This window comes from Paenibacillus sp. J31R120, from assembly GCF_056269225.1.
Genome location: NZ_JBWDNN010000008.1, coordinates 108,471 through 128,798 on the forward strand (window position 1 = coordinate 108,471; position 20,328 = coordinate 128,798).

At 52.9% G+C, this 20,328-nt stretch carries 20 protein-coding genes; 4 read left to right on the forward strand and 16 right to left on the reverse strand.

Annotated elements, in window-relative coordinates; genetic code table 11:
• Positions 1-2 precede the first annotated feature (2 nt).
• The gene (gene murQ / locus AC0YNW_RS23550) at positions 3-917 is read right to left on the reverse strand and encodes an N-acetylmuramic acid 6-phosphate etherase (RefSeq protein ID WP_475834006.1); all 915 of its coding nucleotides are present in this window, start codon (positions 915-917) and stop codon (positions 3-5) included.
• Positions 918-1,245: 328 nt separating this feature from the next.
• Positions 1,246-2,109, reverse strand: coding sequence for a MurR/RpiR family transcriptional regulator (locus tag AC0YNW_RS23555; protein ID WP_475834007.1), 864 nt, complete (start codon positions 2,107-2,109; stop codon positions 1,246-1,248).
• A 208-nt stretch (positions 2,110-2,317) separates the two neighbouring features.
• Here AC0YNW_RS23555 and AC0YNW_RS23560 point away from each other — a divergent pair, with 208 nt between their 5' ends.
• The 3 genes from AC0YNW_RS23560 to AC0YNW_RS23570 all read left to right on the forward strand — a co-directional run bounded on the left by AC0YNW_RS23560 (position 2,318) and on the right by AC0YNW_RS23570 (position 5,741).
• Positions 2,318-3,601 (forward strand): 6-phospho-beta-glucosidase, encoded by a 1,284-nt coding sequence (locus AC0YNW_RS23560; RefSeq protein WP_475834008.1) that lies wholly within the window; start codon positions 2,318-2,320, stop codon positions 3,599-3,601.
• Between the two features lie 28 nt (positions 3,602-3,629).
• Positions 3,630-4,625, forward strand: a complete 996-nt coding sequence (locus AC0YNW_RS23565; RefSeq protein WP_475834009.1) for an N-acetylglucosamine kinase — start codon at positions 3,630-3,632, stop codon at positions 4,623-4,625.
• A 339-nt stretch (positions 4,626-4,964) separates the two neighbouring features.
• Positions 4,965-5,741: a uracil-DNA glycosylase family protein gene (locus AC0YNW_RS23570; protein WP_475834010.1), complete on the forward strand. Its 777-nt coding sequence runs from the start codon at positions 4,965-4,967 to the stop codon at positions 5,739-5,741.
• A gap of 37 nt (positions 5,742-5,778) precedes the next feature.
• Here AC0YNW_RS23570 and AC0YNW_RS23575 read toward each other — a convergent pair whose 3' ends face one another.
• From AC0YNW_RS23575 to AC0YNW_RS23615, 9 genes are all read right to left on the reverse strand, one after another.
• Positions 5,779-5,961, reverse strand: coding sequence for a hypothetical protein (locus AC0YNW_RS23575; protein ID WP_475834011.1), 183 nt, complete (start codon positions 5,959-5,961; stop codon positions 5,779-5,781).
• 144 nt (positions 5,962-6,105) lie between these two features.
• Positions 6,106-7,008 (reverse strand): NAD(P)/FAD-dependent oxidoreductase, encoded by a 903-nt coding sequence (locus tag AC0YNW_RS23580; protein ID WP_475834012.1) that lies wholly within the window; start codon positions 7,006-7,008, stop codon positions 6,106-6,108.
• 234 nt (positions 7,009-7,242) lie between these two features.
• Positions 7,243-8,187 (reverse strand): nucleoside hydrolase, encoded by a 945-nt coding sequence (locus AC0YNW_RS23585; RefSeq protein WP_475834124.1) that lies wholly within the window; start codon positions 8,185-8,187, stop codon positions 7,243-7,245.
• Between the two features lie 25 nt (positions 8,188-8,212).
• Entirely contained in the window at positions 8,213-9,130 is a 918-nt protein-coding gene (gene rbsK / locus AC0YNW_RS23590; RefSeq protein ID WP_387479642.1) for a ribokinase, read from the reverse strand.
• Entirely contained in the window at positions 9,127-10,044 is a 918-nt protein-coding gene (locus tag AC0YNW_RS23595) for a nucleoside hydrolase (RefSeq protein ID WP_475834013.1), read from the reverse strand. The genes rbsK and AC0YNW_RS23595 overlap by 4 nt, the downstream gene beginning before the upstream one ends.
• Before the next feature lie 20 nt (positions 10,045-10,064).
• The gene (locus AC0YNW_RS23600; protein ID WP_387479646.1) at positions 10,065-10,991 is read right to left on the reverse strand and encodes an ABC transporter permease; all 927 of its coding nucleotides are present in this window, start codon (positions 10,989-10,991) and stop codon (positions 10,065-10,067) included.
• Positions 10,984-12,027 (reverse strand): ABC transporter permease, encoded by a 1,044-nt coding sequence (locus AC0YNW_RS23605; protein WP_387479648.1) that lies wholly within the window; start codon positions 12,025-12,027, stop codon positions 10,984-10,986. Before AC0YNW_RS23605 ends, AC0YNW_RS23600 begins: the two co-directional genes overlap by 8 nt.
• On the reverse strand, positions 12,011-13,582 hold the full coding sequence (locus AC0YNW_RS23610) for an ABC transporter ATP-binding protein (protein ID WP_387479650.1): 1,572 nt from the start codon (positions 13,580-13,582) through the stop codon (positions 12,011-12,013). Before AC0YNW_RS23610 ends, AC0YNW_RS23605 begins: the two co-directional genes overlap by 17 nt.
• A 123-nt stretch (positions 13,583-13,705) precedes the next feature.
• Positions 13,706-14,830, reverse strand: coding sequence for a BMP family ABC transporter substrate-binding protein (locus AC0YNW_RS23615; RefSeq protein ID WP_387479652.1), 1,125 nt, complete (start codon positions 14,828-14,830; stop codon positions 13,706-13,708).
• Positions 14,831-15,011: 181 nt separating this feature from the next.
• Here AC0YNW_RS23615 and AC0YNW_RS23620 point away from each other — a divergent pair, with 181 nt between their 5' ends.
• The gene (locus AC0YNW_RS23620) at positions 15,012-15,773 is read left to right on the forward strand and encodes a helix-turn-helix transcriptional regulator (protein WP_475834014.1); all 762 of its coding nucleotides are present in this window, start codon (positions 15,012-15,014) and stop codon (positions 15,771-15,773) included.
• A 121-nt stretch (positions 15,774-15,894) separates the two neighbouring features.
• On the opposite strand, the gene AC0YNW_RS23625 is transcribed toward AC0YNW_RS23620, so the two are convergent.
• From AC0YNW_RS23625 to AC0YNW_RS23645, 5 genes are all read right to left on the reverse strand, one after another.
• A complete protein-coding gene (locus AC0YNW_RS23625; RefSeq protein WP_475834015.1) occupies positions 15,895-16,506 on the reverse strand; it encodes a flavin reductase family protein in 612 nt (203 codons plus the stop codon).
• Between the two features lie 12 nt (positions 16,507-16,518).
• Positions 16,519-17,124: an alpha/beta hydrolase gene (locus AC0YNW_RS23630; RefSeq protein WP_475834016.1), complete on the reverse strand. Its 606-nt coding sequence runs from the start codon at positions 17,122-17,124 to the stop codon at positions 16,519-16,521.
• Positions 17,124-18,071 carry a ring-cleaving dioxygenase gene (locus tag AC0YNW_RS23635; RefSeq protein WP_475834017.1) on the reverse strand — a complete coding sequence of 316 codons (948 nt, stop codon included), beginning with the start codon at positions 18,069-18,071 and terminating at the stop codon, positions 17,124-17,126. Before AC0YNW_RS23635 ends, AC0YNW_RS23630 begins: the two co-directional genes overlap by 1 nt.
• A 95-nt stretch (positions 18,072-18,166) precedes the next feature.
• Positions 18,167-18,613: a MarR family winged helix-turn-helix transcriptional regulator gene (locus tag AC0YNW_RS23640; RefSeq protein ID WP_475834018.1), complete on the reverse strand. Its 447-nt coding sequence runs from the start codon at positions 18,611-18,613 to the stop codon at positions 18,167-18,169.
• A gap of 224 nt (positions 18,614-18,837) precedes the next feature.
• The gene (locus AC0YNW_RS23645) at positions 18,838-20,244 is read right to left on the reverse strand and encodes an MATE family efflux transporter (RefSeq protein WP_475834125.1); all 1,407 of its coding nucleotides are present in this window, start codon (positions 20,242-20,244) and stop codon (positions 18,838-18,840) included.
• Positions 20,245-20,328: the final 84 nt, after the last annotated feature.

The window sequence follows — 20,328 nt, forward strand, 5'->3', positions numbered from 1 at the left end:
GCTTACATTACTTTAGCGCAAACGCGAATAGCTCTCTTCAGGCTGCCTCCGCAATCAGACAGCATCTTCCGCGCCTCATCGGCTTTAAGCCCGGACTTGATCATCATGATCGCCAGCTTGCAGTCCATTTTCGCTTGCTGCAATGTGTCCTTGGCCGTGTCGTGGTCAACCCCGGTCGTCATTCTGATCATGCGCACCGCACGATCATACAGCTTTTTGTTGCTCGCTTTCATATCAACCATCAAGTTATTATACGTCTTGCCCAGCTTCACCATCGTGCCCGTCGTCAGCATGTTCAGCACCAGCTTCTGCGCCGTCCCTGCTTTCAATCTTGTGGAGCCCGCGATTACCTCCGGTCCAACAACCGGCGCAATCGTAATGGAGCTTACTTCGCCAAGCTTCGTTCCTTTGTTGTTGACAACGCTAATCGTCGTCGCGCCAATCTCGCCTGCTCTTCGCAGTCCTTCGATGACGAAAGCAGCGCTTCCGCTTGCGGAAATTCCGATTACCGCGTCGCCAGGTGTTACGCCAATGCGATCGATTAACGCTTTTCCTTCTTCGCCGTCATCTTCACAGCCTTCCACAGCTACCCGCAGTGCGATGTCTCCGCCTGCGATATGACCCTGTACCAATGAGGGATCGGTTCCGAAGGTCGGTGGACATTCTGAAGCGTCAAGCACACCAAGTCTCCCCGATGTTCCCGCGCCGATGTAGAACATACGGCCCCCGCTTGCCAGCACCCGATGAAGCGCTTCCACCGCAGCTGCAATTTGAGGCAGCTCAGCGGCGACCGCTGTAGGCACCGTCGCGTCTTCCTGATTGATGAGTTTCAGCATTTGCTCTGTCGTCAACTCGTCAATCATGGCCGTTTCGGCATTAATCCCCTCCGTCGTTAAGCTTGCAAGATAGTCATTCATAGTGATTCCCCTAACGTGATCATGGCTTGGGTTCGTTTCTGTGTGTCATCCCGAGTGATCGTTTCATTTCTGTTGTGTTGCTGACTCTATATTAAAACTTTTATTTCAATCTCGTCAATAGATTTTGAAATAAATTTTTAAGTTGAAACTTATATTTGGCATTTTATATCACAATTTGTACCCCTTGCACAATCTATGTCGAACGCGGCACTCGCGGTTTCCCCATAGGAAGCCGTATGGGGACTGCCTTGTAGTTTCCCTCTTGGCTGAAATAAAAAACCACCGCCCCGAAGGACAGTGGTTGTCAACTACCATATAGGCAGCTCTGTTATCTTCTCCGCTTGTTTGCAATAATGCTGCGGCTCTTGGACAAATATTTCTTCACTTGCTGATAATCCGCGCTTGCCACCCCGGCAAACAACATATCGATGATCGTCAGCATCGCGATACGCGAGCCCATCGCTCCGCTTCGGATCGAAATCTCAGGCGTAGAGATGCTGAGCAGCGTATCAGCGCGGCTTGATAGCTCGCTCTTGCCGTACTTGGTGATCGCTACGATATGAGCGCCATTCTTCTTCGCAATCTCCAGCGAATCCAGAATTTCGATCGTATCGCCAGAATTGGAGATGAAGATCGCCACATCGTCTTTGGTCAACAGCGCAGCAGCTGTAAGCTGGCTGTGTCCGTCCAGAAAGGCATGGCACATCATATTGATGCGCGTGAACTTCTGCTCCGCATCCTGCGCTACCAAGCCGGAAGCGCCGATTCCGAAGAAGATAATCCGCTTGCTCGTGCGCAGCGCATGAACAGCCCGCTCCACGGCGGTTCGGTCGAGCACGCTCAACGTATCCTCGATAGAGCGCATATTGTTCCGGCTTATGTTGGAGATGATCGTCATAAGCTCATCTCCAGGCTGGATATCTGTATATTGGTCGACCGACTCCTCATCCATCGAGCCTAGCGAAGCCGAGATGCTGACGATGAAGCTCCGATAACCGTTGTAGCCCATCGTCTTGCAGAAGCGCAGGACGGATGCATCGCTCGTCTTGCTCGCTTGCGCAAGGCTTTTAATCGAGAGATGCGGAATCTCTTCTTTATTGGCTAATATATATTCCGCGACCAGCCGTTCAACAGGCGTCAGACTGTCTTTGCGTTCGCGGATTTTAATCAAGACATTATCATTAATCGCCATGTGCCGCTCCCTATTCCGTGTCATGTTTTCGCAACTAAATAGTATACGTAATAGCCACAAATTACAAGCACTTTTCGGCACAAACGTTTGCATGAGTATCCAATTTTTAAAATTTTATTTCAAAACTTTTTAGTCATATTGATTTTTATTGTTGAAAATAGCACCGCGTGATATACTGGCCTTACTAATGCAGCAAAGGATGAGTGACATGGAGAGAAAGCTTAAAATCGCGATTATCGGCGCTGGCAGCACGTATACACCTGAACTGATGGAAGGCATTATCAAGCGGAAGGATTCTCTTCCACTTTACGAGCTTGCCTTGATGGATATCGATGACCGGAAGCTTGAGATTGTTGGCGGCCTGTGCGAGCGCATGACAACGGCTGCGGGCATGAACTGCCAGGTTGTCAAAACAAAGGATCTCGACGAAGCGCTTCGCGGCGCGGACTTCGTGCTTGGCCAGATTCGCGTAGGCAAGCTGCCTGCACGCGTAGTGGACGAACAGATTCCGCTGAAATACGGCTTGATCGGCCAAGAGACTTGCGGCATCGGCGGTTTCTTCAAAGCGATGCGCACCATTCCCGTTATGCTGGATATTGCGAAACGAATGGAAGAGCTTTGTCCGGACGCTTGGCTCATTAACTTCTCCAACCCGGCAGGTATTATTACCGAAGCGATTCTGAATCATACGAATGTGAAAATGCTGGGCCTCTGCAACGTCCCTTACAATATGAACAAGAGCATCCGCGAAAGCATGGAGCTGCCGAATGCAGAGCTTACGTATATCGGCCTGAACCATCTGAGCTGGGTAACCGCCATCGAGCAAGACGGCAAAGACTACTTGAAGACAGCGCTGGATATGGGTCTGAACAGCGAGACGATGAAGAACATTCCTTCCACCGGCTTCAGCAAGGAGCTTGTCCAGCTGGTCGGCGCAATCCCGTCCTCCTATCTTGAATATTACTACTTCAAAGATAAAAAACTGAAATTGCTGAAGGACGCTGAGCTGTCTCGCGGCGAGAAGTGCATGCAGATCGAAGAAGAGCTGCTGGACATCTACTCCAACGCAGAGCTTCATTCGAAGCCGGAGCTGCTCTCCTCCCGAGGCGGCGCCAACTACTCCGAAGTAGCGATCAGCCTGGTGGACGCGATCTTCAATGACAAGCAAGAGAAGCATGTCGTGAACCTGCTGAATCATGGCGCTCTGCCATTTATGGAAGACAGCGATGCCATTGAAGTGACGGCTGTGATCGGCAAGGACGGCGCGAAGCCTATTGCCGTGTCTGACTTTGACAACCAGCATATCATCGACTACATGCGCATGGTGAAGGCTTACGAGCGCGAAACCGTTGCAGCAGCTGTAGAAGGAAGCGAAGCGGCAGCGATGCGCGCCTTGATGATGAACCCGCTGGTAGGCGACTACCAGACGGCACATGATTGCTTCCACGAGCTGAAGGAAGCGCACAAGGACTATTTGCCACAATTCAAATAAGGTGTACGACTAAGGAGCATGACCTGTTATGAAAGGTAATTATGTAATTGGCGTCGACGGCGGCAACAGCAAAACGGACTATTTCTTATTCGATCTTAGCGGCACGCTCGTCGATCATATCCGCTCGGGCACATGCAGTCATGAGCAGTTCAAGGACAGCTATGCCGAAGCCTATCGCGTGATGAATGAACAAATTACGCTGCTGCTATCGAGAAACGGCCTGTCGATGGAGGATGTAGCTACTGGCGCATTCGGACTTGCAGGAGCGGACATCCCGGTCCAGAAGCGCAACCTCAATGAAGTGGTGGAGAAGATCGGCTTCACCACCTATGCGCTGGACAATGACTCGTTCCTCGGGATCAAGGTCGGCAGCGAAAAAGGCTACGGCATCTGCTCGATCAACGGCTCCGGCGTCTGCACGGGCGGCATCTCGCCTAGCGGCCAGCGCTTGCAAGTCGGCGGTGTCGGCAGCGAGCTGTCCGGCGACGAAGGCGGCGGCTTCTACTTGTCTCGCCGCGTTATTCGCGCGATCTATGACAGCTTCTACCGTCTCGCTCCCGAGACAAGCATGACAGCGCCTGCTCTAAAGCTGATCGGCGTGAGCGACAAGGAAAGCTTTATGGATTATGCACTGGAGCAGCTGATCACACGCAAGCTTCCTTTTACAGAGCTGGTGACGCTGCTGCTCGAATCGGCGGAAAACGGTGATCCTGTGGCATCGGCAATCGTAGAGCATTCCGCGCGCCAGCTCGCCTACTCCACGGTTGGCTGCATCAGCCACCTAGACTTCGATGAGGGACCTGTCGACATCGTCATGGCCGGCTCGGTGTGGGTAAAAGCTGCCTCCCCGATCATGCGCGACCGCTACAAGCAAATTGTTGCGGAGCTGACGGGACGCGAATGCAATTTCATCCTGCTCCAGGAGCCGCCAGCCGCAGGCGCGGTCGTCTGGGCGCTGGAGCTCGCGCACGGCGGTCCGCTCAGCGCAGAGCTGCGCAAGAAAATAGTTGATGCGCTTCAGTAGGAAGCGCTGCGTTGACAGAAGGAGGGCTGCCCGTCGTGGGCAGCCCTCCTTCTATATAAAAGCCGAGTTTCTCGGCTTGCAGCTTCCTTTTTCCGCTCGGCCGGCTCTATAAGCCGAATTTCTCTGCTTGCAGCTTCCCGTTCTCACCCGGGCGGCTCTCTAAGCCGAGTTTCTCTGCTTGCAGCATCCTTTTCCCGCTCGGGCGGCCCTCTAAGCCGAGTTTCTCTGCTTGCAGAGAGATTGTCCGCCAACTATGCCGAATACATGGCATAATATAGTTAAGCTGCACGCAATCACAAGATACGGTTACTTAAACGAAATGTTACGGAGGCGGATGGATTGGCACAATCGAAGTTAGCGACATATCAGAACATCATTGCCGGTCTTCCCGATCAGCCTTGGCAACGCGAGGACCTTCTAATAGATGACTTGCTTTTGGAGCAAGAAAACGATCTTTCCTTGTACTACGCACCCTACGATTACGTGAATCCTGCTGCTAAAGTCACTATCGTCGGCATTACACCAGGTTTTACTCAAATGTCACTCTCCCTCCGGCAAGCGAAAGAAGACCTGGCGTCCAGTATCAGCCTATCCGATATCGACCGGAGAGCAAAGTACGTGGCAAGCTTCGCTGGAACGATGCGCCGACATCTGATAGACATGCTGAACGAGCTCGGCTTGCCGGAGCTGCTCAATGTCTCCGATAGCAGTGAACTATTCGGAGACCGCCGTGAGCTGATTCACACTACTTCGGTCATTCGCTATCCCCTGTTCCGCAAAGGAGACAACTACACTGGCCATAATCCGCGAATGCTATCATCCAATCTCATTCGCAAGTACGCACTACATGACTTTGCCAATGAACTTGCAGCCGTGGAAGACTCCATCGTTATTCCGCTCGGCAAATCCGTCTCGGACGTATTGCGTTACATCGACGATGAAAAACCGCTCCCCGGGGAACGGCTCCATGAACGCTGTTTATTCGACTTCCCTCATCCTTCTGGCGCCAACGGCCATCGCAAGAAGCAATTCGAGCTGCTGAAGGAACACCATAAAGAAATTTTGCGGCGCAAGTTGAGAAGATCCTATAGCAGCGAAATGGACTCCTCAACATAAGATAGTCAGACTTGCCGTACCAGACATTTACTTTGAATTAATAGGACAATGCATTCAGTATCACGACAAACGAAAGAAATAGGATCAAGCCAGTCAGCACTGCCCCCCAACCCGTTTGATTGGCGGTATTTCTGCCTTCTTTTATATTTTTGAGCAGCTTTACGGTATTGATGTACAGCATCATACCCAAGATAGGTATGATAAAAATCAAATAGACCACAAACATGTCCTCCCCCAATATGCCCTAATTCATAACCCCGGCCAGGCTGAAACACTAATTTGTGACCTATTATACCGAACCCCTTTACATCTGCCTACCTTTGTTCATTTTTCCGATCCACTAACCCTAACTCATTTCTCCCCCTCAAAAATCCTCCTGAATCAAATCCGCATTAATCCCGATCGCGGCCTTGCTGCCCTCTCCTGCCGCAATAACAGCCTGCGCAGGCGCGATGACTGAGGAATCGCCAGCTGCGTATACGCCGTACACGCTCGTACGACCTAACCGATCAGTTTGTATGCCGCCCTGATCATTCACCTCGCACCCAAGCCAATCGCCAAACAGAGCGGCCTGCCGCCAGATCGGCGACACGAAACCTCCGGAGCAGCGCACCCGCGAGCCTTCCTCCAGGCGAATAGAATGCAGCTCTCCATCCTTCCCCTCCAGCTCCACGATTCGCTGTCTGGTCAACCGGATTCCGCGGCTCTGCAACTTTTGCAGTTCTTCATGGGATAATGTACGTCTTGCACCATTTGTGCACAGGATCAAATCCTTGCTCCATTGGTAAGCCAGTCTGGTCAGTGTAAATGCGTTCATGCCGTCAGCAATTACAATCAACGGGCGGTCACGCAGCTCCCACCCATCGCAGTACGGACAGTTGAACAAGCTTCGGCCGTAATAGCTCCCGATACCCGGTATCGGCGGCAGAGTCTCCCGAAGCCCCGTCGCCAGCAGCACCTTGCGGGCAGCATACCATCCGCCATCCCCTGTCCCTATATGAAACCCGATACCCGCGCGCCGAATATCCGTCACCCGCTGCCGCTTCACCTCCACCGTTGAGTAGGCGGCAAGCTCCTTCTGGGCCAACTCTCTCAGCTCGCTTGGCTCCACGCCATCCCTGGTCAGAAAGCCGTGCGTATGCCGGGTTGCCGCATTGCGCGGCCGATTATCATCGAATAGAACGACGCTTCTTCTGGCTCTACCGAGCACCAGCGCGGCATTCATCCCTGCCGGGCCGCCGCCGATAATGGCACAATCCACTGCCATGCTCCAACCACCCTTCCTGTCCTTGCCCGAACTCAAAAAAGATCCCATCTAATTATGTATATCGAGGGCCGGAGTGCGTCATGCTTTTATGACCACCGATCGAGAGCAAAAAAAATAACCCGTGCATCCAGCACGGGCTCCGAACAAAGGGTTAAAAATGAACGAACGATTGCAATTGAACGATTATGGTTGAACCTACTAATCACAGTACTACTGCTTACGCTGTAGATGCTCTTATAGAAAAGCGTGCAGCAAACGATCGACCGCCAAAGCAGCGTTCACTTCTGTGCATACTTGAATCGGTGAGCCGACCAATGATCTGCGGCGCAGATCGGCCACTGTCATGCCCGCGCACAGCTCGCTGTCGCAAATGACCTTGACATTCATCTGTTGCGTGGTCACGATCGACGGATCTTCCGCTATCAATATGGTAAGCGGATCATGAATCGGAGCTGCATCGATAAAGTAGTTGCTGGTGCGATAGAAGTCGAAGTAGAAGCGATGCGATTCCCGGATGAAATCGACAACCTCCGCATTTCCTTCTCCACATGCTTGCTGCAGCCTGTCCAGATGCTCGCCCGTCAGCAGCGTCTTCATCGTCACGTCGAGACCGACCATCGTAAGCGGAACGCCGGAAGCAAATACAAGCTCAGCCGCTTCAGGATCGCCCCAAATGTTCGCCTCCGATACGGGCGTGATATTACCGGGAACGCCTACCGCTCCACCCATTACGTATACATGCTTGATTCTTCCGCATACGGAAGGGTCCTTCTCGATCGCATGCGCCAGATTCGTCAGCCGGCCCAGCGTCACCACGATTAGCTCGCCTGCGAGCTCCTCGGATTTGCGCAATATGAAATCTACCGCCGCTTCGTCCAGCGGCTGCTGGGCGGAAGCCGCTACCTCCACATTGCCAATCCCGTTCGCGCCATGAACATGCGTGCCAAATTCCGGCTTCCCCCGTTTGAGCGGCTTGCCCGCTCCCTTGGCAACCGGCACCTCATAAGCAGGAGCCGCCAGTGCGATCATTCTTAGCGTATTGTCCGTCGCCTGATCTACGTTAATGTTCCCGAACACGGTCGTAATCCCTTCCACCTTAATAGAAGGCGATCTCAATGCATATAGAATGGCAAGCGCGTCGTCGATGCCTGTATCGGCATCGATGATCATTTTTTTCATCTGTCTCACATGCAGCCCTCGCTTCTCATTCCTGAAAGTATGCCTGTACTTCCGCCATCGTCGGCATGCCGTCCTGCGCCCCGAACTTCGTAACGGCGAGACCGGATACCTTGGCGGCAAAAGCAACTGCGTCTCCGATACTACGGGCCGCGCTTATATCATAGGCTAATCCCGCGTTAAATGCATCCCCTGCGCCGGTTGTGTCAACAACTTCCATGCGATAGGCAGACTGGCGCTGCAGCGAGCCGTCTCTCCGCTTCCATAATGAACCTTCCGCGCCTAACGTCGTCACGACGCAGCCTACTCCGCTCTCCAGCAGCTTGTCTACCGCTTCTTCCAGCGAGCGCTCCTCAAGCGCAATCCCGGTTAGGGCTTCCAGCTCCGTCCGGTTCGGCGTAATGACATGCACACGCTTCAGCAGACTCTCCGGCAGCGGACGAGCCGGTGCCGGATTCAGAATAACAAGCTTGCCATATCGATGAGCCAGCCCCGCGGCATACTCCACCGTCTCCAGCGGAATTTCCAGTTGAAGCAGAACTGCGTCCGCAGCTTGAATGAGCGACTCGACCTGCTTGATGTCGGGAGGAGCCAGCTTGTCATTCGCTCCAGGCACCACCACAATATTGTTTTCGTCTGGTGTCAGCGTAATCGAAGCTGTGCCGGTGGAAGCTTGCTCCGTGATTTTAATATAGTCGCCGTTCACGCCATTGTCGGCCATCGCCGTCATGAGCGTACGGCCGAAGGAGTCGAGACCGACTGCTCCGACCATCGTCACCTGCGCGCCCAGACGCGCGAGGGCAACCGCCTGATTGGCTCCTTTGCCGCCGGGAATAAAGTGAATCTCGTCGCCCAGAATCGTCTCCCCGCCTTCAGGAAATCGAGACGTCTTCACGACGATATCCATATTCATGCTGCCTACGACGACAATATTCGGCTGCTTCATACGGCGTTGGCCTTTCTGTAGACCAAGCGCTCCATGAGCAGCGCTACCGCGCGGCTATGATCGACATCCAGACAAACCTCAACGTTGCCGTTCTCGTCGAGCGTTGCAATCGTCTGCCCCGTCTGTGGACGATGATCATAATCCACGCGAATGTTCATGCGCTCCGTGCGGACTAGCGTACGGTCGATCAGCAGTGCGATCGTAAGCGGATCGTGCATGAACGACTTCTCTTCTTTCGCAAATTCGAACCATTTGCCGATCATGCGGGAAAGTGCCATATTCAGCGGATCGCCGGATTCATGCAGCTTCGCTCTCTCTGCTTCCGTAATAATAACCTTAAGCGTCACATCAAGACCCGCCATCAGGATCGGAGCGCCGCTGCGGAATACAAGTGAAGCTGCCTCTGGATCGCAGACGATGTTGTGCTCTACGACCCGCATATGCTTGCCGTTATCGCCTAGACGGGTCACACCGCCCATAATGACGATTTCCTTCACATTCTGAGCCACTCGCGGCTCGCGAATCAGGCAAGCCGCAATATTCGTCAGCGGACCGATCGCAACGAGCGTAATCTCGCCGGGGTTGCTCATGACCGTGTCGATCATGAAATCGACTGCATGACGGTCTTCATATTCCAAGTGGTCATCCTCCGCCAGCAGACCGTCGCCCTCATGGCCGGCCATCCAGATCTCGCGGTTGTCCAGGAGTGTCTTGTTGAGGCCCGCGTATACGCGCACTTCGGGATGCCCGCCATATTGCAGCATCTTCTTCGCCATGCGAGCACGCAGATCTACGTTGCCGTAGACTGTCGTGACGCCCTCAATTTGAATTTCCTCCGAATGCATGGCCAGTGCCAGCGCCATTGCGTCATCCACGTCGCTCCCGATATCGGTATCTAGTATAATTCGTGCCATAATGTCCGTCTCCTTAGCTGTTAGATTCCCTTTTTGCGTTTCTTCCGTTTGCTCTCAATAATCGCATAGACGAGCAATCCTACGACCGTTGCCACATAGGGGAACGTCGAGATCAGCTCTGATGGTATTTTCAAAATTTGCAGCGCATTCGCCATCGCATTCGTCGCCCCGAAGATTAAGGAAGCGATGAATGTCCCAATCGTGCTGCCTCCGCCAAGCGCTTCCGCCGCAATCGCGATCCAGCCCCGTCCGGCCGTCATATCTCTCGTGAAGAGTGACAGATAGCCCATGGACATGAACGCGCCGCCGAGGGAAGCGAAAAATCCGCTTAGCAACAATGCGATAAATTGAATTTTGGCTACGCTGATGCCGACCGATTGAGCCGCCTGAGGGTTCTCGCCGACCGAACGAATCTGCAAGCCCAGCGGCGTTCTCTTCAGCATATAATACACGCCTGCCACTGCCAGCAAGGAAATGTACGTTAATACGTTATGGCCGGAGAGGATCGGTCCCAGCACCGGAATATCCTGTACCAGCGGAATATGCAGGTTCGGCAGCACTTTGCTTTGCAGAGAAGTCGAAGTGCCTTTGTCCCCGCTGACCAAATAAAGAATAAAGACCGTTCCGCCCGAGGCGAACATGTTGATGGCGATACCGCCTAAAATAATATGCGTCTTGATCTTCAGTGTGAAATAGGCCAGAATGGCCGACAACGTAATGCCGGACATGACCGCCCCAAGCAGCCCGATCCAAGCGCTGCCTGTATAGGCGCTCACGATAACACCCGTTAACGCGCCAACGAGCATCGTGCCCTCCATACCGATATTAACGATACCGGCTTTGTTGGAGATCAGCGCCCCTAATGCGGCAAGCAGGATCGGTGTCGTAACCCGAAGGACGGAGAAAGCAAAATCCGTCGAAAAAAGTACGCTCCAGAAGCTATCCAAGTTTCTCCGCCTCCTTCAGCAGCTGTCTGTTCTTCCACATCTTCAGGAATTGCTCCGCTGAGATAAGCAGAATAATAATGGCTTGAATAATCGAGATCAGCTCCGCCGGAACATCCGACATAATGGACATCTGATCGGCGCCAATCCGGATGTAAGCAAGGAACAGAGCCGCGCCTACAACCGACAGAGGGTTGTTCTTCGCCAACAAGGCGACCAGCGCCCCGTCCAGGCCGTAGCCCGGAAGATCAGACCATTGGAACCGGGAATACATCCCCAGTACTTCCACCGATCCGCCCATCCCCGCAAGGAAGCCGGCGATAAGATGTACCGTAATGATGACCCGTCCCGTCTTAATACCGGAAAACTCGGCGAAAGCGCGGTTGGAGCCCGTCATTCGCAGCTCATAGCCCCATCTTGTGTGATACATGAAGTAATGCGTGGCTACGATGCAGATGAGAACCAAGATAAGACCGGTATGAATACGCGTCCCCGGGATCAGGTTCGCAAGTCTCGCCGTCTCCTGGAACTTGTAGGACACATTAGCGAAGGCCGCCGCATCCCGCAAGTGATAGTTCAAGATATAAAGGCCGATACCGGACAATATGCTGTTGAACATGAGTGATGTAACGAGCACTTCCGCATTCCACTTTGCTTTCATAATGCCGGGGATAGCAGACAGCAGCGCCCCGACAGTCGAGCCAGCCAGTATCGCTACAACAGGATGGATAAAGCCGTTCATGCTGGCGTAGATCGCTACAATGGCAGCAACTACACCCGAAATATAGAACAAGCCTTCCGCGCCGAGATTGAATAATCCGCTGCGGAATAACAGGACAACCGACAGGCCTGTGAACATGAGCGGAATCGCCATCTCAATCACATTGCCGATCTGTGCCGTAGTCGACAGCGGCCCCATCAGGAAAATTCTGATCGTCTCCAGGGGTTGTTCGCTGATCATAGCAATGATGAGGAAGGCGATAACTAGCGCGATCGCAATCGATATCAGTGTTCTTATGGCATCAAAGTACTTGAGCATCTGACGTTACGCCCCTCCCTATGTGTTCACCCTGCTGTTTTTTCAATCCGAGCATATACAGTCCCAGCTCTTCTTCCGTCACTTCCGACGGCTTATCGAATGCAGCAACCAGCTCCCCGCCGTACATGACGTACAGTGTATCGCTCAACTCCATAATTTCATTCAAATCGGCCGAAATCAGCAGTATCGCGCAGTTCTGGCTTCTCATCTCCAGCAGCTTCTGGTGAACGAGCTGAGCCGCCCCGATATCGACGCCCCTGGTTGGCTGCTCGGCAATGAGCAGAATAGGATCGGTGGAGCATTCCCGCGCCACGATAACCTTCTGCATATTGCCGCCGGACAGCATTCCAATCGGCTGTGCAGGGCCGGAGCATCTGACCTTGAATTCCTCAATCAGCTTCTCCGCCAGACGTATAATCGACTTTCCTTTCATAAAGAGACCCTTATTCCAGTCCCTGCTGCGATAACGCGTGGATATGATATTGTCGGAGATGCTCTCCTCTTTGGCAGCTCCTTGGCTCATACGATCCTCAGGCACATAGGAAATGCCTAGCTCCCGGATGGCACGCATATCCAGGCTGACGATCTCGGAGCCGTTCACCTTGGCCGAGCCCTGTACCCGGCCGCCAAGGCCGCCCGTAAGCGCCTTGACCAACTCGGCCTGTCCATTCCCCTCTACGCCGGCGATGCCGACAATCTCACCCGCACGGATCGTGAGACCGATATCGTTCAACGCTTTTTTGTCCAAGGCATTGACGTACGTAATCCCTTTGACATCCAGCACTGGCGGTCCATAGAACGATTCAGCCTTATCATATTTGAGCACGACATCCCGGCCGACCATCAGCCGCGATATTTCCTGTTCGGTGACGTCCGCCATATCGAAGACGCCTGCGCTTGTTCCGCTGCGCATGATCGTGATGCGATCGCAGATCGCCTTCACTTCCTTTAATTTGTGAGAGATGAAGACGATCGTATGGCCTTCCTGCTTCAACACCAGCAATTGCTTGAACAGCTCATCGGTCTCTTGCGGGGTCAGAACGGCTGTCGGCTCGTCCAGAATGAGAATCTTCGCTCCGCGTAGGAGCGCTTTCAAAATTTCCACCTTTTGCTTCATGCCGACCGACAAGGACTCCACCTTCGCCCTTGGATCAACCGTCAGCTGGTACTTCTCCGACAGCGCCTGCGTCATGCGCACCGCTTCTTCATAATGGATACCAAGCCCTTTTTTCGGTTCCATGCCAAGCACCATATTCTCCGCTACGGTGAAAGACGGCACCAGCATAAAGTGCTGATGGACCATGCCAATGCCCTTCGCAATCGCATCCTGCGGCGTTTGGAAACGCATCTGCTCGCCTCTCAGCCGGATTTCCCCGTCACTTGGTGCTTCCATGCCGAACAGGATTTTCATCAAAGTCGACTTGCCGGCCCCGTTCTCTCCAGCCAGAGCATGAATTTCGCCTTCTCTTAGCGAGAAGTCGACGTTGCGGTTGGCTGTAACGCCATTCGGATAGACCTTGGTGATATTGCGCATCTCCAGCACGTTCTGCCGCATCAATGTTCTCCCCTTAGCCCCTCGCAAGCATAGCGATGGCGGCCTGATAGAATTGAAGGGAATTCTTCGCAGCCGAAGAACTCCCTTGGTTATTTTAGCTAAAAGCTTGTATGAATCCGTGTGTTATGGCTTAACGGAATTGCGGATTTGGTCAACATCGGAAGTCTGCATGCCCATGGCATTGCTTACTTCGATCTCGCCGGCAATCAGTTTTTTCTCGATTTCAACCAACTGAGCTTTGATGTCCTCGGATACGACCGCGTTGAAAATGCTGTTGCGCACGATGCCTACACCGTCTTGCTCCAGGCCTACAACATCCAGCTTGCCAAGCTCCAGCGTACCGGCTTTGATGCCGCGAACCGCATGAACGATCGCTTGGTCGATTTTTTTCACAGAAGAGGTAATGATCAAATCTGCTTTTTCTTTATCCGTACCAGCCATCATTGTCGCCTGGTCGGAGTCTACACCGATTGCGTAACGGCTTTTCTCCTTCGCTGCGTCGAACACGCCAAGGCCCGTTCCGCCCGCTACGTTGAAGATGACGTCAACGCCGGAGTTGTATTGCAGCAAGGAAAGCTCTTTGCCTTTGCCCGGATCGGCAAAGTCGCCTGCGTAAGATACGGCAACCTTGATGTCTGGAACAGCGTATTTGGCACCCTCGATGTAACCAACCAGGAATGCGTTGATTGCAGGGATATCCATGCCGCCCAGGAACCCGATTTTCTTGTCTTCGTTCGCATGCGCCATGTCGGATACGCTCGTCAGAGCCGCCGCAGCGCCTGCCATGAAGGATACTTCATTCGTTGCGTAAGAGATTGCGTATACGTTAGCTGCCGCTTCCGGGATGTCAGTATCATAGTTAATGAACTTCTTGTCCGGGTGCTTCTCAGCTGTTGCGTTCAGAAGCTCCGTAATTTGGGACCCGCCAGAGATGATAACATCCCAGTCTTGTGCCGCTACGGAATTGAATGTCGGCTCCCACTTCGTGGTGTCAACGCCCATCTCGATAACTTTCGTCTCTGCTTGCAGGCTGTTCGCCACTTGCTCAAGACCGCTGTTCGCCGCATCGAAGAATGATTTGTCGCCAAGCGTACCCGGTACAAGCAATACAACTTTCAAGTTGTCCGATTTGGAACCGGAGTTGTCCGGTTTCTCGTTCGCCGGACCTGCATTTTTGCCTCCGCCCGAACAGGCCGCAATCAACATCACAGCAGCCAGCACTAAAGCCAATAAACTTCGTTTCATCATTATGCCCCCTATAGGTAGGTTTGGTTTATTTCTTCACAGCTCATCTTCTCTATTCACTATGAAGTTTACGATATGCTTCTTTCAATGATATGATTGTACCAAACAACGCCCTTATATTTTATCTTGATTCGCTCATATTTCTTATATGATTTGGCTAAATCAACAGATGGGAGCAGCGGGCATGAACAATATGGATTTTCTGTTCTTCTCCAGACGGCGGGAGAAGCACTATATCCCTTCTCACTTTCACGAGTGCTTTGAGCTCGTCTACTATTACGGGAAGGGCCATACGAAGATCGGTTCCACACCTTACCATTTCCGCAAAAACACCTTTGCCCTCGTCGCCCCCTTCATCGAGCATGACGAGCTGCATCTGCATGAAGCGGACGTCCTGTTCGTCGGTTTCTATAGCGAACGCGAGGGACTGTCTTATCTTAACGGCGTCTTCGAGGATGATCAAGAAGGTACGATTGAAAATATATTGCTGCGGATGAAAGACGAGTTCGTGAAGCAGCAGGATGACTTCTCGGACATGCTGAATTTGCTAGTCGGGGAGCTGTCGATTCAGCTGATCCGGCTGATCGGCGCCCGGAAGGCGCCCAAGCAGCAATCGGATCGGATGAATTATGTACTTAACTTTATGGATGAGCACTTTCGCCAAAAAATATCCATTCAAGCACTCGCCGATCTCGCGGGATACAGCTACGGACGGTTTCGCCATTTGTTCAAGGAGAAGTACGGCGTAGCTCCGCTTCAATATTTGTATGTGAAGCGGCTCAACTATGCAAGATCCTCGCTCATTCTGCACCCGGAGAAGCTCGTCTCGGAGGTTGCGCTCGATGCCGGGTTTGTCAACGATGCGCAATTCTGCAGCATGTTCAAGCGCGAGAACGGCATCTCTCCGAAGCAATACAGGCTGTCGAAGGCATGGGGGAGCGATTGACGCAAGCCGCTGCTGATGCTGTGTCCAGCAGCTTGCAGATGCATGCAGCGCAGCATGCCCCTTCCAAACTAAAAAGCAGCATCCCTTTCATCAGGGATGCTGCTTTTATCTAGGATGAACATTACTCCGGACGGACAAGCGTAAACCGCTCGCCAAGCTTGGCATAATCATGTCCCGCCAGCCGGCTTACCGGCTTCAGGCCGTCCGGATCGATTCGTCCGTTCTCATAGAGCGAATCTGCAATATGGAAGCGTACGACTCTGCCGATCAGCAGATCACATGCTGGCGAATCTTCAGTGCCGCCAAGCGGCAAGGCTTGCTCCAGCACACATTCCATTCGGATACTCGCTTCGAGCACGCCCGGCACCTTGATTCTGTCGCTAGCCACCGCCGTCAGCCCTGCAAGCTCTACTTCGCTGATATCCGGAGCAACCTGGGCCGCTGTCGCATTCATCGCTTCCACATATGTCTCATCGGCGATATGGACGACGAAGGCGTCTTGTGCCACAGCATTTCGCGCCGTATCCTTCTGTATGCCGTTCTTTCGCTGCACAGACACGGACACCATCGGTGGATTGGAGGACACGATGTTGAAGAAGCTGAACGGCGCGGCATTCAGCACACCGTCTGCCGACAGCGTCGTTACCAGAGCGATCGGTCGGGGAATAATGCTGCCGATCAACAGCTTGTAGTTGTCGTGGGCGCTCTGGCGCTCCAGGTCAATGACGATCATACCGCTTCCTCCTCAAAAAGTTCTCTTGAACCATTCCGCAGCAGCCGTAACCTCTGTTCCGGTCAACTGATGCCCGAATCTCTCCCAGTAAGTTGTCACCACAGCTCCTGCTTCGCTCAGTAGCGCCTCCAGATCTCTTGTTTCTGACGGCGGACAGATTGGGTCGTTCTCGCCTGCCCCGATGAAGACAGGCAGCCCATCCATATTTGGCAGCTCTACGCCGCGAATCGGAACCATCGGATGATGCAGGACAGCGCCCTTCAGCGTATCCTTGTAATGGAAGAGCAAGCTCCCTGCAATATTCGCCCCGTTGGAATAACCGACCGCCACGATATTGCCGCGGTCAAAGCCGTATTCCGCCGCTGCGCTGTCCAGGAACTCATTGAGTTCCCCCGTACGGAAGATCAAGTCCTCAATATCGAATACGCCCTCCGCCAGTCTGCGGAAAAATCTCGGCATGCCATTCTCCAATACATTGCCTCGAACACTAAGGACGGAGGAAGCAGGCGACAGCCTCTCCGCCAGCGGCAGCAGGTCGCGCTCCGTGCCTCCTGTTCCATGCAGCAGCAGCAATACCGGCGCGTTCGGATTCGTACCTTTTGTGAATAGATGCTTCATTAGTTGTTCTCCTCCAATTCTCTAACTTCAAACGGCAGCAGATTCTTCTCTATTTCTCCCCGATGCTTCTCGTACCATTCCGGCAGCATTAGCTTCTCGCCCAGATGCTCTGGCTCCTCATCTCTTGCAAAACCAGGAGGATCTGTAGCGATCTCGAACAGAATGCCTCCTTCCTCGCGGAAGTAGAGGGCATTAAAGTACTGACGGTCTACGATTGGCGTTGGCTGATAGCCATGCGCGGTTACATGCTGCCTCCAGACAGCATGCTCGGCGTCATCCACAGCTCGCATTGCGATGTGATGCACGGTACCGTGCCCTCCTTGGCCGTGAGCCATAGGAGTTGCGTTCACTTCAATGACATTGCCCAAATCGCCGAAAGCGCGGTAGCGTACAAAGCCGGCATTCTCGCCGACTTTCGTCAAGCCCATCACGTCTTCCAGCAGCTTGCCTGTCGATTCAGGCGCTGTACTGAACAGTACCGCTCCGCCAAAGCCTTTGATCGCTTTGTCAACTGGAATGCCTCCGAACGACCAGTCGCTGTTCGGACCTTCCTCCCGCGCCACAATTTCACCGCGCAAGCCGTCGGGGTCGGCGAACTGTAAGTAGCGCTCACCGAAACGCTCCGTTTCCTGAATCTCTACGCCAAGTCTCACAAGGCGTTCCTTCCAGAACTCATACGCACCTGCTGGCACCACATAGCTCGTAATGCCGACTTGCCCGCCGCCTATACGGCCCTTGCGCGAATCCCCCCAAGGGAAGAACGTAATAATCGTTCCCGGGCTGCCCATCCGGTCACCGAAGTACAGGTGATAAACCTCTGGGGCGTCGAAGTTGATCGTTTTTTTCACAAGCCGCAGTCCCAGTACCCCTGCGTAAAAATCAGTCGTTTGCTGAGGGTTCCGAACAAACGCCGTAATATGATGAATGCCTGCTGTTTTCGTAGTCATCTCAATCTCTCCTTTAATTATCTTTAATTTAAGATATATGTCCTGCAAAAGCAGTCCGCCTGCTCATCCTCCGCCGGATAACGGTTGGACAAGCTCTAATGGTAGGACTGCTGTGCGTATTTCCCCAGCTTCTTCAACAGCTCGCTGGCAACTTGTTTCTCTTCGTCGGATAACCCGCTGGCAGCCTGCTCGATAATGGTAGTATGCGTTGGAAAGACGGCTTCTATAAATGCACAGCCCGCGTCGGTCACCTCCGCATAGATCAAGCGGCGGTCTTCCTTGGAAGCGCGTCTGGCTACAAGCCCTTTCTTCTCCAGCTTATCTACCACATACGTAATGTTGCCGCTGCTCATCAGCACCTTGCCTCCGATTTGTTGCAGGGGCTGCGGTCCTTTGTGATATAGAAGCTCCAGCACGCCGAATTCGGTCCGATTCAGTCCATGCTTGCGTATATCACGGTCGGCATGGGCATTTATCCACTGGCTTGCTCGGGATAAGGCGATGTATAAATCGAGTGCTTCATTGGTTCCTTTGTTCGCCATGTGTGCCTGCCTCCTTTATTTCAATTTGCATTATCTTAAATTAAAGATATCAGAACCTGAGTATGATGTCAACCCCGGCAGATGGAGCTTTTTTGCATTCTTTTCTCCATTAGCTTCCCGCGAAGCAATTGCCAGCAACCTGATCCCGCAACTCCCCTTCTTATGAAAAGATGCCGTCTGCGCGACATGGTCTATAGTCGCTTCAGACGGCACCTTAAGTCTTGCTACACGTGAACCGCTGCTTTGTCCGCTTCCTTATCCGGCCGCACAAGCGCATGCTTCTCCCATGCCCGGCTCTTCCATCGGAAGTAAAAGATACAGGCTCGGAGCCATTCGTCAGCGGCAATCGCCAGCCATATGCCGACAAGCCCCATATTGAAATGGAAGACGAACAGATAGCCCAGCGTCAAACTCATGCCTACCATGGAGAACATGCCGACGAAGAGCGGATACTTCGCATCGCCGGATGCGCGCAGCGCATTAACGATAACCAGGTTGATCGTGCGCCCTGTCTCCAGCAGCAAGCTATACAGCAGCACCTGTGCCCCGATGCGCAGAACATCGGCATCTTCCGTGAACATGCCGACAAGCTGCTCCCGGAACAACATCACGAGCGCAACAACAATCAGCGTGCCGATGATCGCCGAGCGCACACTCATCCAGACACGCTTATAAGCGTCGTTCGGGCGAGCCTCGCCAACCAGACGACCGACCATAATCGATGTTCCCATACCGACTGCAAGCGCGAACAGATAAATAAACATGGAGATGTTGGTTGCATATTGCTTGGCCGCCAAGGCCGCTTCACCCAGGAAAGTTGTATAGAAGATAAAGACAATCTGACAGCTCTGGTACATGACCTGCTCCAGTGCGGAGGGAACGCCAATCTTCAATATCTTGCCGATGTATTCCTTGGACAGATTAAAGTAATAGCTGAACTGGATGCGCACCTCCATAATACGGTACAACAGCCAGAAGAAGACGACAATCGCCAGCAGCCTGCTCGCTACGGTCGAGATCGCTGCACCTTCTACACCAAGCGCCGGCATACCGAAGTTGCCGAAGATCAGCGCGTAGTTGCCGATAATATGGATCACATTCATGCCAAGCGATACGAACATGGCTTCCTTCGTAAAGCCATGAACGCGAATAATAGCGGCCAGCGAGTTAATAATCGCCTGCAGGAAGATCGCCCCGCCCACGATGGCCAGATAGCTGTGGGCGAACTCATAAACTTCACCTTGCAGGTTAAGTGAACGCAGCAAATATCCGTTGAACACGACAAATAGTACGCTCATCACGATGCCGACCAGCAAGTTAAGCGTAACGGCTATTGCCGAAATTTTGGACGCTTCAAAAAACTTCCGCGACCCGATGTATTGCGCTACAACGATGGATGCCCCGTTACCGATAACCTCCAGCAGCAGAATGGAAATATGCAGAAACTGATTCGCTGCGCCGACGCCCGATACCGCATTATCGGAAATCGCGCTCAGCATGAACGTATCTGCAATACCCATCATCATAAATAAGGATATTTCCAAAAATATAGGCCATGTCAGGTAGAACAGCTTTAAATCCTTCGTACCCTTGCCTTTGCCTGTTGCTGTCTCTCCAGCATGCCCTTCCATGTCATCACCTTCACTCTTCATCATGCGCTATGCCCCTAGAGGCTTCTACCGTATCGTATCGTAGCACACAAAAGAAAAAGTTAC